Source organism: Kocuria sp. MNB10, from assembly GCF_054073685.1.
The window spans coordinates 2,075,961-2,089,634 of record NZ_CM133411.1 but is presented as its reverse complement, the minus strand read 5'-3'; the positions used below and the strand labels follow the sequence as shown (position 1 = coordinate 2,089,634).

The window sequence follows — 13,674 nt, the reverse complement described above, 5'->3', positions numbered from 1 at the left end:
CATAGGATTTTCGTCGTGCCTGAATCCCATCTCTCCCTGCGTGAACGCCACCGTGTTCGCACCCTCGCGGAGATCCATCGCGCCGCGCTGGAGCTCGCGACGTCGGGGAATTACGCCGACACCGCTGTGGAAGCCATTGCCGAACGTGCCGGGGTCTCCCGCAGGACGTTCTTCAACTACTACTCGTCCAAGGAGGACGCGATGCTGGGGCTCACCCCGCCGCGACTGTCCGAGGCCGCTCGCGAGCGCTACACGGATCCTGACGCCGGGGACGAGTTCGCTCGCACCGTGCGCCTGTTCGTAGACGTCCTCCGGGACGCCACAGGACCCCCGGAACTGGCCACGCGCCGTCGTGAACTGGTGTGCGCCCACCCCGACCTCAAACGGCGCATCGGGATGCACATCACCGCGGTGGAGAACCTCGTGGTCTCCACCGTCACCGAACACTCCGCGCGCGACACCCCTCCCCGCTCGGAGGAGACGACCCACGCGTTCGTCCTGCTGGCCGGCTCGGTCATCAAGTTCGTGTTCCGTACCAACACGCATCTGGCCACCACACCCGACGACGCCGCCATCCAGCGCGCGCTCGACCACGCCATCGGCGTCTTCCGCACCGCTCTCAAGGAGATCTCATGACCGCCACCGCCACCCGGGCTGTATCCAGCCCTCCTGTGGACGAGAAACCACCCCACCTCGGACTGCTGTTCGCGAGCCTCATGGTCGTCATGCTGCTCGCGTCCCTCAGCCAGACCATCCTCTCCACCGCCCTGCCCACCATCGTGGGAGACCTGGGCGGTGTGGACCACATGAGCTGGGTCATCACCGGCTTCATCCTGGCTTCCACCGTGATGATGCCGGTCTACGGCCGCATCTCCGATCTCCTCGGCCGCAAGCCCCTGCTGATCGCGGCCATCGTGCTGTTCATCGCGGGCTCCGCCCTGGGTGCGGCGGCCGGGACCATGAGCTGGCTCATCACCGCCCGCGTGGTGCAGGGCCTGGGCGGCGGTGGTCTGATGATCCTCGCCCAGACCTCCATCGCGGACGTGGTCCCCGCCCGTGAGCGCGGCAAGTACATGGGCGTGATGGGCGCCGTGTTCGCCGTGTCCTCGGTGGCCGGGCCGCTGCTGGGCGGCTGGATCACGGAGGGTCCCGGCTGGCGCTGGGCGTTCTCCTTCAACATCCCGCTCGGCATCCTGGCCATCATCGCGGTGGCCGTGTTCCTCAAGCTGCCCCGGCGGCCCCGCGAGGAGCGCGAACGCATCGACTATTTGGGCATGATCCTGCTGGCCGGTGCCACCACGTGCCTGATCCTGGTGTGCACGTGGGGCGGGACCCAGTACGACTGGAACTCCCCGCAGATCCTGCTGCTGTGCGCCACCACCCTGGCCGGGGCCATCGCCTTCGTGATCGCCGAGACCCGCGCGAGCAGCCCCGTGATCCCCCTGTCCCTGTTCAAGGACCGCAACTTCACCCTGACCACCGTGTCCGGGCTCGCGGTGGGCGTGGCCATGTTCGGCGCGATCGGCTACATGCCCACCTACATCCAGATGGTCAAGGGCGTGGACGCCACCCAGGCCGGTCTGCTCATGACCCCCATGATGGCGTCCCTGCTGATCACCTCGATCGTCTCGGGCCAGATCGTCTCCCGCACGGGCCGGTACAAGCTGTTCCCCCTGGTGGGCATGGTGATCATGGGTATCGGCCTGTGGCTGCTGTCCACCCTGGAGGTCTCGGACTCCACCGTGCGGATGTGCGTGTTCCTCGCCGTGTTCGGCGCGGGCATCGGGCTGAGCATGCAGATCCTGGTGCTCATCGTGCAGAACTCGGTGCCCAACCGGATCGTGGGCACCGCCACCGCCTCCAGCAACTTCTTCCGCCAGGTGGGAGCCACCGTGGGCTCCGCCGTGGTGGGCTCGCTGTTCATCTCCCGGCTGAAGGACCTGCTGGCGGAGAACCTGCCCAAGATCCCGGACAAGTCCGCCGGGGCGATGGACGCCAACTCCTTCACCCCGCAGAGCGTGCACGGGCTGCCGGAGATGTTCCGCGACCCGGTGATCCAGTCCTACAACGACGCCCTGCTGCCCATCTTCCTGTTCATGATCCCGCTCGCGGTGCTCGCGTTCGTGCTGCTGCTGTTCGTGGAGGAGAAGCCCCTGGCCACCCGCGTGGACCTGAGCACGGGCGAGATCTCCACGGTCGAGGCCACCGCCACCGAGTCGCAGGCGGCAGTGGGCGCCTCGGACCGCCCCGCAGAATCCCCTCGTCAGCCGGGGACCGTGACGGACAGTGCCGCCTCTGAGTTCCCGCGAACCCGGGAGACCTCGCAGGCGTCGACAGCCACGCAGACCGCGGCCCGCCCGCCGCGCAGAGGCCGACGCGGTGGCCGCCCGGCGCCGCGCCACCGGGCCTGAAAGAGCGCTCCGGGATCCGAGTGATGCACGCCGTTCGCACCCCGGGACCAGCCGCTCCGCGTTGACCGGGCGGGCGCTGAGGCGAGACGGCCCCGCCACGAATGCAGTGCCCGACATCACGGGCCCGCAACCGCGCGACAGCACCGCCCCGCCCCTGGGATCCACCCCAGGGGCGGGGCGGGGCTCGTCAGTCCTCCGACGGCAGTACCTCGCACAGGTCCTCCACCAGATCCTCGAGGATCTCCGGCGCCTCGAGCATCCCGTCCCGCAGGTCGGACAGCTCCATCCCGTGCAGCAGGCCCACCGCGTAGCGGTCCTTGCCCGTGCGCTGGAAGGACCGGCTGGCCCGGGCCAACCACTCCTCCATGACGGCGGCGTCCGTAATCACGCCCAGATCGTCCTGGTAGTCCTTGGCCACCACGGCCGCACGGACCCGCTTCTTGCCCGCCTTCGCGTGGGCGTGCCCCAGTGCCTCGGACACGTACCGCGCGGACTTGGCGGCCTTGCGGGTCTCGTGGACCACGTCGAACGCCGCGGCGGTCTGCATTGCGTCCAGACCCGGGAGGGTGATGCGTCGACCCACTTCGGCAGCCATGTCGCTGACGTCGGTCGCGACATCGGCGTCCGGGACCTTGGCGTTGGCGGAGACGAGCACACGGTTCAACGCGGCACCCAGCACGGTCTTGGCGAAGTCCTTGGCCGAAAGTTGCGCCGCGTCCTCGGTGATGTCCTGGCCCGCCGCGAGCGCTCGCAGGTCCCGCACGAGTTGCAGGTAGGCGGCACCGTCGAGTTCCCGGCGCACGGTGCGGCCCGCCACCACGCCGAGCTGGTCGGCCGCGGCACGCAGTTCCTGCTTGGCCTGTTCCGTCACCACGCCGGAGGGCTGGGCCTCGAGCAACACGTCGAGTCGCTGACGGGCGACCTCTTGATCGCGGGCATCACCCAGGACCCTGGCAACACCCTTGAGGCGCTGTTCAAGATCCGCGACGACGTCCTCGGTCACGAACCCACGCGCGGCCTGCAGTACGGCCCGCAACGCCCGCGAGCGCACCCGCAACTGGTGCACCGAGTCCGGGGCGTCGATCCGCACGGCGAAGTCCCACCGCTGCAGCTCCCCGGTCAGGCGGGCGAGCATCGCCGCGAGAACGTCCGCTCCGGTCGGCTCGGACTCCGTTTCGGGCTCCGGCTCCGCAGCAGCGGGGGCCTGCGAGTCCTTGTCCGAGGACTTCCCTGATCTCTTCTTCGACTTCTTCCCGGTCTTCTCGGCCTTGGCCTTCTTGCCCGGCTTCTTGCCGGAGTCCTTGTCCGTCTCCGCATCGCCCGTCATCTCGGACTTCCTGGCCGAACCCCGCTCCGATTCCGTCGACGCCTTCGCGGCATCTGTTTCGTTCACACCACCGTCCGAGGACGTGGCGTCATCGGTGCCGGAACTGGCGTGGTCCGGGAGGGCGGCGTCGTCGGAGGCACCGGCCTCTGCGGCGTGCTCCGGGGCGACGACCCGCACCGAGTCGCCACCGTCCTGGCCCAGGGCGCGGGCGATCTTCGCGACCGAGGACGACGGCGCCGCCCCCGCCGCGTACAGCACGGACTCCACGGCCTCGAACACCGTGCGCGCCTGCTTCTGGGTGAGGTCGTCGCGCGTGAGCTCGACCTCGCACTCGGACCATTCCCGCGTGACCCGGCCGCGCTCGTCGCGCGCGCTGACCGCGTCCAGGCACAGCTCCGCGTACTGACCGTCCTCCCCGAGCACCGGGTACACCGTGCGGTGGGTGTTGATGGTCGCGACCGGGGTGAGCTCCTCGCCCAGGGTCAGGCCGGTAAGGACCTTGCGCAGCGCGGCGGGGATCCGCTGCGCCGAGGTCTTCAGCGGCTCGTAGTGCAGTTCCCCGCGCACCTGCCCAGCCTGGTACTTGACGTGCCAGCCGTCGTCGCTGCCGCCCGTACGACGCCGCACGGCCACCTTCGCGTGCGCGAGCGCGAGATCGGCGGTGTCGTAGTACGTGGCGCTCATCTCGTGCTCCACGGGATCACCCACGGTGAAGTTCTTGAGCTTGTGCAGCTTGAGCCTGGGGGTGCGCTGCCCCGCAACATCGTACTTGCGTTCGATCTCGACCTGTTGGGTGACCATGGTGCTCCCTGTGTGGAACGCGCCGCGGCCCTGGTCGGGTGCCGCGGCGCGTTGCTGTCAACGAATGTTCTGCAGAGTTCTCAGGCCCGACGTCGCTTCAACACGTCGTCGAGGTTCAGCGCCGCAGGCTCCTGCTCGCCGGCGCGCATGGCTTCCTTGAGGGACGTTGAACGGGCTGCCGGGCGCTCGGGCACGCGGAGGGGTTCCGGCTCGCTGCGCTCGACCACGGGCGCTTGCGTGTAGAGCGGCTTGGGCACCGGGACCGGCTGCCACGTGGTGGCGCTCGACGCGGCCGGTGCCGCACTGCGGGCTACCTTGAGGGCCTCGGCGCGCAACTCAGCGACGGTGTAGACGGGTTCCGCGGGACGTTCGGCGGTTCCGGTGGCGGGCTGTTCACCGTCCACGGGCAGATCCAGGGACGCGTGCAGCTCGCGGTCGTGCTGAGCGGCTTCCTGGCGGTCCTCGTCCTCGTTGTCGAAGATCGCGTACTGCACGGGGGCGACGTCCGCGGTGACGGGACGGGCGGCGGCGCGCTGTTCACGGTCGGTGACGGCGAGGTAGCGCAGACCGGCCACGCACCCGGCGCCCAGCAGGAACAGGACCACGGGTACGGCCCAGGACACGGAGGTCAGCGGTGCGGCGAGAGCGCTCACCACGGCGGCCAGGAGCAGCAACACCCCGGTGAGGAAGATGATGGTGCGGTCCCACTTGATCCGCAGCCCCGCCAGGGAACCGCGCTGGACTGTGGTCGCGCCCGGCGCGGGTGCCGTTGTCTCCATGGCTTTCGTCTCCCGTTCGTGGACGTGTGATGAGGCTACTGTGTGCACTGTAGTGGACTCCGCGCCCACGCGCTCCTGCCTGTGGATCACGGCACCGGTCTGCAGCTCTGGGGCCTCCACCTGGGCACGAACAGGAGCGTTCGTGCGCCGAGCCACGCGCGGTGCGAACCGCACGACGCACAGCACGATGATAATGGCCAATACGGCCGAACTGCTCACCCACGACAATCCCACCGTCTCAGCGTAGGACACCGCGCCGTGATCCCCCGCAACGCAAACGCGTGTTGCTCACATCAATGTAATTCGATGCAGTTATGACGCCGTCCGGGGCCTTTTCCCATGACTGTCAGCGAGACGCGCGCCGGACGGTGATCCCTCGGTCCTCGCCCGTGAACCGACGAACGAGCCCCTCCGGGGCCTCCTCCGCGGTGAGCGCAAAGCTTCGGTGGTCCGCCCAGTCACCCGCGATGTGCAGGAACCGCGGGCGCAGCCCCTCGTCCCGGAAACCCAGCTTCTCCACGACCCGCAGTGATTTGGCATTCTCCGGGCGGATGTTGATCTCCATCCGGTGCAACCGCAGGTGCTCGAAGCAGTAGTCGGTGGCCATGGCCACCGCCATGGGGGCGATCCCGCGCCCGGCTTGCGCGCCGTCCACCCAGTAGCCCAACGTCGCGGAGCGGAACGAACCCAGGGTGATGCCCGAGACGGTCAGTTGCCCCACGAGTTCGTGGCGCCGGGTCCCGGGGTCCTGCTCGGTGATCAGCCACGGCAGGGTCTGCCCTTCCCGCGCCTGCTTGGTCATGGAGCGCACGAAACCACGAAACGACGGCGCCGCGCCGTCCGCCTCGGGGTTGCTCGCTTCCCACGGTTCGAGCCACTGCTTGTTGCGGTAGCGCACCCGGTCCCATTCACCGCGGTCACTCATGGCCAGTGGGCGCAGCACGAGCTGCGCCCACTGAAGGGTGACCGGCCATTCTGCAGCCGTGTTCACGAAGGTGGGGACCTCAGCCTTCGAGGTCGCGGGCGTAGTCCTTGATCCAGGCGCGCAGGCCCGGACCGAGGTCCTCGCGTTCGCACGCGAGCTCGATGTTCGCCTTGAGGTAGGACAGCTTGTCCCCGGTGTCGAAGCGGCGGCCCTTGAAGACCACGCCGTACATGCCGTGGGCAGCATCCCCGCGGTCCGCGATGGTCTGCATGGCATCCGTGAGCTGGATCTCGTCACCGCGACCGGGGGCCGTGTTCTCGAGGATCTCGAAGATCTCCGGGTGCAGCACGTAGCGGCCGATGATCGCGAGGTTGGACGGGGCGTCCTCCGGCGCGGGCTTCTCCACGAGGCCGTTGACCTGGACGTAGTCCTCCCCCTCGACGGCGGTGACGTCCGCGCAGCCGTACGCGCTGATGTTCTCGCGGGGCACCTCCATGAGGGCCACCACGGAACCGCCGGTGCGCTCCTGCACGCGGATCATCCGGGCGAGCAGGTCTTCCTTCTCGTCGATCAGGTCGTCGCCCAGCAGCACCGCGAACGGGTCGTCGCCCACGTGGGTCTGGGCACGCAACACCGCGTGTCCCAGCCCCTTGGGGTCCTGTTGCCGCAGGTAGTGGATCTCGCCCAGGTCCGACGCGTGCTCGACCTCGGCCAACAGGGCCTTCTTACCGGACGCATCCAGTTGCGCCTCGAGCGCGGGGACGCGGTCGAAGTGGTCCTCGAGGGCGCGCTTGGAGCGGCCGGTGATCATGAGGACGTCGTCCAGGCCGGCGTCCACGGCTTCCTGCACCACGTACTGGATGGCCGGGCGGTCCACCACGGGCAGCATTTCCTTGGGCATGGCCTTGGTGGCGGGCAGGAATCGGGTGCCCAACCCCGCGGCGGGGATGACGGCCTTGTGTACGCGCTTGGTCTCTTCACGACTCATGGGATCAGGGTAAACGACCGCACACGGGCGCCCGCGTTCCAACGCCCGTGTGATACCGGGAATGCGAGAATTCTCGGGAAATGTACTCCCAACGGTGAACAGGGAAGGACGGTCGACGACGCATGGACCCCACGGCATCCCCCGCGGACGCATCCCCGGTCCCCGAGGACAAGGCGCGATTGCGCGCACGGATCCTGGCGCGGCGGCGTCGTCGTGGGGCGGCCGCACGGCACCGGGCGGAGACGGGGTTCGCGGAGCACCTGGCGCGCGTCCTCGCCGGGACCGGGACGGGTGACCTGGCTGCGTTCCTGCCGCTGCCGGACGAGCCGCCCCTGCTGTCCGCGCTCACGCAGGCGCATCACCGCGGCCACCGGGTCTGGTTGCCCGTGGTGGAACCCCTGCGGCAGTTGAGCTGGGTGCAGTGGCACCCGGATGCCCCTCTGGTCCAGGGGGCGTTGCCCGGGCTGCTCGAACCCGCCGGGGAACGGCACGGGGCGGAGGTGTTCACGGCGGTGCGGGTGTTGCTCGTGCCGGTGGTCGCGGTGGACGAGGCCGGTGTGCGGCTGGGCTTCGGGGGCGGGTACTACGACCGGTTCCTGCCGCGCGTTACGGGGACCCAGCACCGGCTGGAGGCCATGGCCTGCTGCTTCGCGGACGAGGTGCTGCCGGCGGGGACCGTCCCCCGCGAAGCGCACGATGCCGTGCTCGGCAGCGTCCTCACGGAACGCGGCGTCGTGCCCCTGGGGCCCTCCGGGCAGTGATCGCAGCCGTGGACGGGCGAGTAGGATGTGAGGTCGGTAAACCACCCTCACCCCTCGAAGGAACACCCGTGCCCGTTTACGCCTATGCCTGCAAAGATTGCGGCCATGCTTTCGACATCCGTCAGTCCTTCTCCGACGACGCCCTGACGGTGTGCCCGGAATGCGGCGGTCGGTTGCGGAAGAAGTTCAACTCGGTGGGCGTGGTGTTCAAGGGTTCCGGTTTCTACCGCAACGACTCGCGCTCGGACTCCTCCTCGAGCGGGAGTTCCTCCGGCACCTCGGGATCGGCGGATGCCACCGCGACCCCGGCCGCGGACAAGGGCGCAGGCAAGGACTCCGGCACCGCTGCGTCCGCCACCTCCGGCAGCGGCACGAGCTCATCCTCCGCCTCGACCGCGAGCGGGTCGACCTCCGCGTCTTGAGTCGACGTCGCTCCCACGGTCACTTCCGCCGGGCCCGCTGCTGACCGGACCAGCGCGGCGTCCCTGCACGACGGGACCCGGGTCGACAGACCGGCGCATGCCTGATTCTCACCGCGGCGAGCGCACTGCACGGGTGAGTGTTCAGCGCTGAGCCCACCCCCGGTCTCCACCGATCCACCACGCCGCTCCGGGACGACGACGCCGCCCGCCTAGCGTCCGGGTATGCGCTCCCGATCCCGTCCGCACTATCCGCTGGCTTTGCGCGTCCGCACCGCGGTGCGGCGCCGCCACCGCCTCGTGGCCGCCGCGCTGTGTGCCCTGGCCCTGACGCTCGTGATCCTGCGACTCGCCCCGCCGAGCGCGCAGACTACACCCGTGGTCACGGCGGCCCGGGAGATCCCCGCGGGCCAGTCCCTTGCGCCTGGTGACCTCACGGTCGCAGAGTTCCCGTCCGCCCTCACCCCCGCGTCAGCCTTCAGCAGTCCCGACGACGCCGCGGGGCAGACCACCACGATCGCCCTGACCGCGGGGCAACCCGTGACACCGTCCACCGTGCTGGGCCCCGGGGTGCTCACGGGTCAGCCCCAGGGGACCACCGCTGCGACGGTGCGGGTGAGCGATCCCGCGGTGCTACGACATGTCCGACCGGGTGACGTGGTGGACGTGGTGCACCACACCGACGATGCCTCGAACGGGCGCGGTCGCACCGTGGCCCAATCGGTCACCGTGCTGTGGGCCGCGACCCCACGCTCCCCCGACACCTCGTCCTTGCTCTCCGCGTCGGGCACCGACGGGGATGCCGGGCTCGTGGTCCTGGCGGCGTCCCGTGAGACCGCCGCGGAACTGGCCACGCTCGATGGGACGGGTCGGGTGTCCCTCGTCCTGGTGTCGTCGTGAGGGAACGCGGGATCATGCAAAACCCTGCCCCGGGTCGAGGTCATACGGACTCGGGTGGAATCACCACCGGATCCCTCCGGCAGCCGGTTCATCCCCAGTGGGGCGGGCGCTGCTGTTTCAACCACTGCGCGTGGCCGCTCTCCGCGGCAGCCTCCCGGGGGTCCGGGGCGTCGCCGCCCAGCTCATCGGAGCCCGCACCCCACTCAGTGGTGCGCAGCGCGCACTCCGCGTCCGGCGCGGTTCCGCCCGTCGCGCGGCGGTGGCCGCGGCGGCGGCGTCCCCCGGGCTGGTCGGAAGTGGCACCATCCGGGGCGCCCTCGGACGAGGTGACCGCTGCGCCCGGGGCGTCCTCGCCATCCGTGGGCCTTGGGCCCCGCGTAGGATCCCGAGCCACCTCTTTCGGCGCCGCCTCGTCCCGCGAGCGCCCGTCCCCGGCGTCCCAGCCGTCCCACGAGGACTTAGGACGGCCCGCCGGGCGATCAGTCGTCACGCGAACCGCTCACTCTCCGCGCGTCGGTCTCCGAGTCGGACCCCGCATCGGGCCCCAGGCCGAGGTAGCGCTGGACGAGACCAGCCACGGTCTGCGGGTCCGTGAAGACCTCCACGGACCACAGGCTCACGTAGTTCCACCCCGCGCGTTCGAGCTGTTGCGGGATGAGCCGCGAGCGTTCGCGCACGCTCAGCGCGCGGCTGCGCTCGGACCCGTCGGAGCGCAGCGCCACCGGGATGCGTACGGGCTCGCCCGTGGCCGCACGCTGGGTGACAGCCCCCGCGGACAAGGACTCGGTCTCCGCGTACGCGGCCATGTCGATCATGTGGGCGTAGCCGGTGTGGACCGTGGCTCCGGCGCCCCGCAGCCGTCGGGCGAGATCAGCGACCAAAGCATCCGGGGCGGCGTCGGTGTCCTCGGCGGGAGCCACCGCGCGCTCCGACGTGGTGTCCTCTCCAAAGAGGATCTCGAGCATGTGGTACATGTCCCTGGCGCCGTTCTGCAGCCGCCGCGGCTCGGTGTCCTTGGGGTGGATGGACGTGACGATGTGCGTATGGCGACGCGAGCGGGTCATCCCGCGCACGAACGCCTGGCGCCCGTCCCGCTCGGACAGTGCACCCAACTGCGGGGTGCTGCGCCCGGACGTGGTACGCCCGAAGCCGAGCGAGAAGATCACGGTGTCCCGCTCGATCCCCGCGGCCCGGTGCAACTCGACCACGCGGAAGGACTCCCGCCCCGGAGCGAAGAACTCGGCGGACTCACCGGTCTCCCGCAGTCGACGCTGCACGGCCTGGGCCACGCGGGCGGCATGCATCGCACTCGCGGTGACCACGGCCAAGGACCGCTCGGGGTGCCGCTCGGCGTGGGCGAAGACCAGGTCCACGGTGCGGTGGACCTCTGCGGTGGGTGCCTGCACCCCTTCGCTGCCCGCGGTGAGCACGCCCACGCCGTTCACGACGTACTCGGCGGACATCCCCGTGCTCACGCTCGTCAGTTCCGAGGCCTGCGGCACGCGGGTCAGGGTGTCGTCGTAGAACGCGTCGTTGAGGTAGTCGAACAAGCGGGGGTCCATGGGCCGGCGCACCGAGGTCAGGGACCGGGAGTCCACCACGCGGGTCAGTGCGTCGTACGCCGAGTCGATGTCCGCGACGGGTTGCGGAGTGTCCCGGGCCGCGACGTGCGGGGCCACCGTGAAGGGCTGAGGACCCGCGGCGTTGCGGTCACCGAACGCGATGACCTGATCCGCCCGCACGAGCGCGGGCAGCGTGGCCGCGAGCGGGGTGGACTCGGCGTCCAGGACCACCACGGTGTCCACGGACTGCTCCTCCCCCAGCGTGGCGGTGAGCACGAGCGGACTCGCGGTCCACACGGGCACGAGCGACGGCGTGAGGTGCTGGACCCGGTCCAGCTCCTCGGTGCGCACGTGACCGCTGCGCAGCATGTCCCGCAGCGCGCGGGCCTCCCGGGGGTTGCGCTTGGTGTCCCGCGCCCAACGCTCGGCCAGCGCGTACTCGAGTCGCGCCGGTGCGGCCGCGATGTGGGCGGAATCGGCGCGGCGGAACACGGATTCCGTGCGGCGCAGCTCGGAACCGTCCGGCATGGCCACGAAGTCATCACCGCTGATCATGGCCTCGAGCACGGACTGCCACCACGCGAGGTCGAGTTCCTCGCCCACGCGCTCGGCGGGTACCGCGCGGGTCTCGAGATCCTGCAGGAACTCCCCCAGCCCGCGCGCCCGCAGGTCGTCGAGCAACACGGTGCGTTCGGGCAGGGTCGCGAGGTGGGCCTCGTCGTTGATCAGTTCGTCCAGGATTTCCTGGAGTTCGTCCACCCCGGCCGTCTCCAGGCGCGCGGCAGTGCGCGAGCCCTCGAGTGCGATCGCGAGCCCCTCGAGGTCCTCGCGGAACCGGCGATGGATCTGCAGGGTCTCCCCGGCGCGGTCCGAGACGGCGGGCTGTTCGAGCGTGGTGGCCCATTCGCGCCACCTGTCCCGTTCGGACTGCACTTTCACGAGCGCCGAGTGCAGGTCCGAGAGGTGCACGCCGGGTCGGAGGTATTCCTTGGCGGCCTTGCGCAGGCGGGAGCGCTGCAGCCCGCTCAGCTCGATCTCGTGGTCCCGCCGCCAGGACGCGGAGGCCGTCGCGGCGATCAGGTCCGTCACGGGCCGGTCGTAGATGTCCGGTGTGAGGTACTCGAGCGACTCCCCGACCTCGGTCACGAGTTCGAGCTGTTGCTCCCATTCGCCGATGGTCGAGCCCACGCGCAGCCCCGAGACCCCCAGGACGTGGCGCATGGCCGTCTTGAGGGTGGTCAGTTCGAGCAGCAGGGACTTGGCGAGGTCGTGGGCCTCACGGGCCTCGTCGTCGTTGACGAGCCGCGCACCGTGCCACGGGCTCGCGAGCGCCGCGGCGTCGAACGCGCCGAGGGTCGCGGCGCGCTGGAGCTGACGCTGCACCTCGCTGCGGTGGGACACGGCGTCCAGCACGGAACGGCGGAACCGCACGGCGGTCTGCGGTCCGGGGGTGCGCGCGGTCAGTTCCGCGAGCGCCTGCATGGCCTCGTAGGGCGAGGCCTGCCAGCGGGGACGCAGTGCGTGCAGGGATTCCTCGTGCACCCGCAGCTGTTCGCGGCTGCGCTGCAGGGCGTCCAGGTGCTGTTCCAGCTGCGGCTGCTCGGCGCGTTCGTTGCGGGCGACGGCGCGCACGAGCCGCTCGGCGACGTCGTCCGGGCTCAGGTGGGAGCCCAGCGGCAGGACGAGGGAGTCCAGGCCGGTGCGGTTCCACGCGCGGTTGAACGCGGCGAGCGTGGTGCGGGACTCGCCGAGCACCAGGACGCTGCGGCCGCGGTGCACGAGCGCGCCGACCGTGGAGACCACGGTGTCCACCGCGGCGGTGCCCACGGGTGTAGCGACCACGAAGCTCTCACCCTGTTCGGCGAGGTCCACGATCTCCTGCTGATTGGCGTCCAGGTCCGTGAGCAGCAGCTCCTGGGCGGGGTCGCGCTCGTCGAGACCGGGTGCCTGATCGGTCAGGGGGCGCACGACTGGCAGTTTGCCCACCTCGGGGTTCTTGAGCCGGGCGAGGTCCTCGATCAACTGGGTGTGCGCGACCACGTGCTCGTCCGCGGGACGTTCGTGCAGATCCGCGAACGTGGAAACCAGCAACTGGTGTTCCACGTGCATGCCCGGGACGTGGGCCGCGAGCTGGCGCAGGGTCTCCAGCACGGGCGCGGGGTCCAACTTGCGGGTGCCGTACGCGAGCCGGGACATCTCCGCCGTGGCCAGTTCCACGCCGTGGTCCTCGCGCAGCCGACGCACGAGTGCCGGGTTGAGGTGGGCGGGACCCACGATGTGCAATTCGAAGTCCTTGTGGTCCGGGCGCAACTTGACCGTGACCGGGGCGAGCAGGACCGGGGCGATGAACCGGCGCAACCCGTCCGCCACGGGATCGGCAAGCCACGACGCCGTGCCCGCGGCCAGGTAGGAGGCGTCCAGACCGTGCATCACCGACAGCTCGTGGACCTTGGTGCGCAGCGCCCGGGCCGAGCGCACGGCGCGCTCGTACGCGGGGCTGTCCTGGTGGATCATCGTGGACAGCCGGGTGGGACGGCCCATGAGCAACTGTGCCTGCCCCGAGGAGTTGGCCTCGGTGAGATCGATGCAGACGTTGTCCACCTGGTTGAAGTCCAGCAGGGTGTCCGGGCCCGTGTAGGCGTCCATCTGTTGGGTCCAGGAACGCAGGGACACGCGGGGGTGTTCACGCTCGCCCGTGGCGCCCGTGTCCTGGGGGGTTGTTCGGGAACGGTCCGGGGCGGGTGTCGACATGGTGCTCCTACTCACGAGTGCGCCGGTCTGCTCACCACGGGGGATGGGGC

11 protein-coding genes are annotated in these 13,674 nt (G+C 70.3%); 5 read left to right on the top strand and 6 right to left on the bottom strand.

Going from position 1 to position 13,674, the window contains the following annotated elements:
• The first annotated feature begins 15 nt into the window (after positions 1 to 15).
• Positions 16 to 636: a TetR/AcrR family transcriptional regulator gene (locus tag ACW9PK_RS09445; protein ID WP_260850630.1), complete on the top strand. Its 621-nt coding sequence runs from the start codon at positions 16 to 18 to the stop codon at positions 634 to 636.
• The gene (locus ACW9PK_RS09440; RefSeq protein WP_457015650.1) at positions 633 to 2,411 is read left to right on the top strand and encodes an MDR family MFS transporter; all 1,779 of its coding nucleotides are present in this window, start codon (positions 633 to 635) and stop codon (positions 2,409 to 2,411) included. The genes ACW9PK_RS09445 and ACW9PK_RS09440 overlap by 4 nt, the downstream gene beginning before the upstream one ends.
• A gap of 187 nt (positions 2,412 to 2,598) precedes the next feature.
• On the opposite strand, the gene ACW9PK_RS09435 is transcribed toward ACW9PK_RS09440, so the two are convergent.
• The 4 genes from ACW9PK_RS09435 to galU form a co-directional block, all read right to left on the bottom strand.
• On the bottom strand, positions 2,599 to 4,539 hold the full coding sequence (locus ACW9PK_RS09435) for a CYTH and CHAD domain-containing protein (protein ID WP_457015649.1): 1,941 nt from the start codon (positions 4,537 to 4,539) through the stop codon (positions 2,599 to 2,601).
• A gap of 80 nt (positions 4,540 to 4,619) precedes the next feature.
• Positions 4,620 to 5,570, bottom strand: a complete 951-nt coding sequence (locus ACW9PK_RS09430; RefSeq protein ID WP_457015647.1) for a hypothetical protein — start codon at positions 5,568 to 5,570, stop codon at positions 4,620 to 4,622.
• 94 nt (positions 5,571 to 5,664) lie between these two features.
• Complete coding sequence (locus ACW9PK_RS09425) at positions 5,665 to 6,309, bottom strand: GNAT family N-acetyltransferase (protein ID WP_144998377.1); 645 nt, start codon at positions 6,307 to 6,309, stop codon at positions 5,665 to 5,667.
• Positions 6,310 to 6,322: 13 nt separating this feature from the next.
• Positions 6,323 to 7,231: a UTP--glucose-1-phosphate uridylyltransferase GalU gene (galU, locus tag ACW9PK_RS09420; RefSeq protein ID WP_085106442.1), complete on the bottom strand. Its 909-nt coding sequence runs from the start codon at positions 7,229 to 7,231 to the stop codon at positions 6,323 to 6,325.
• Positions 7,232 to 7,353: 122 nt separating this feature from the next.
• Here galU and ACW9PK_RS09415 point away from each other — a divergent pair, with 122 nt between their 5' ends.
• The 3 genes from ACW9PK_RS09415 to cpaB all read left to right on the top strand — a co-directional run bounded on the left by ACW9PK_RS09415 (position 7,354) and on the right by cpaB (position 9,311).
• Complete coding sequence (locus ACW9PK_RS09415; protein WP_457015646.1) at positions 7,354 to 7,992, top strand: 5-formyltetrahydrofolate cyclo-ligase; 639 nt, start codon at positions 7,354 to 7,356, stop codon at positions 7,990 to 7,992.
• A gap of 68 nt (positions 7,993 to 8,060) precedes the next feature.
• Positions 8,061 to 8,414, top strand: a complete 354-nt coding sequence (locus ACW9PK_RS09410; RefSeq protein ID WP_131332502.1) for an FmdB family zinc ribbon protein — start codon at positions 8,061 to 8,063, stop codon at positions 8,412 to 8,414.
• Positions 8,415 to 8,636: 222 nt separating this feature from the next.
• A complete protein-coding gene (cpaB, locus tag ACW9PK_RS09405; protein ID WP_144998372.1) occupies positions 8,637 to 9,311 on the top strand; it encodes a Flp pilus assembly protein CpaB in 675 nt (224 codons plus the stop codon).
• 88 nt (positions 9,312 to 9,399) lie between these two features.
• Here the strand turns inward: cpaB and ACW9PK_RS09400 are convergent, their stop codons facing one another.
• Together ACW9PK_RS09400 and ACW9PK_RS09395 are read right to left on the bottom strand one after the other, a co-directional pair.
• Positions 9,400 to 9,801 (bottom strand): hypothetical protein, encoded by a 402-nt coding sequence (locus ACW9PK_RS09400; protein ID WP_457015644.1) that lies wholly within the window; start codon positions 9,799 to 9,801, stop codon positions 9,400 to 9,402.
• Positions 9,791 to 13,624, bottom strand: a complete 3,834-nt coding sequence (locus ACW9PK_RS09395) for a hypothetical protein (RefSeq protein WP_457015642.1) — start codon at positions 13,622 to 13,624, stop codon at positions 9,791 to 9,793. The genes ACW9PK_RS09400 and ACW9PK_RS09395 overlap by 11 nt, the downstream gene beginning before the upstream one ends.
• Positions 13,625 to 13,674 lie beyond the last annotated feature (50 nt).

Coding starts and splice junctions, on each gene's coding strand:
- ACW9PK_RS09440 (WP_457015650.1), top strand. CDS start 633: ATGACCGCCACCGCCACCCGGGCTGTATCCAGCCCTCCTGTGGACGAG.
- ACW9PK_RS09435 (WP_457015649.1), bottom strand. CDS start 4,539: ATGGTCACCCAACAGGTCGAGATCGAACGCAAGTACGATGTTGCGGGG.
- galU (WP_085106442.1), bottom strand. CDS start 7,231: ATGAGTCGTGAAGAGACCAAGCGCGTACACAAGGCCGTCATCCCCGCC.
- ACW9PK_RS09415 (WP_457015646.1), top strand. CDS start 7,354: ATGGACCCCACGGCATCCCCCGCGGACGCATCCCCGGTCCCCGAGGAC.
- cpaB (WP_144998372.1), top strand. CDS start 8,637: ATGCGCTCCCGATCCCGTCCGCACTATCCGCTGGCTTTGCGCGTCCGC.
- ACW9PK_RS09395 (WP_457015642.1), bottom strand. CDS start 13,624: ATGTCGACACCCGCCCCGGACCGTTCCCGAACAACCCCCCAGGACACG.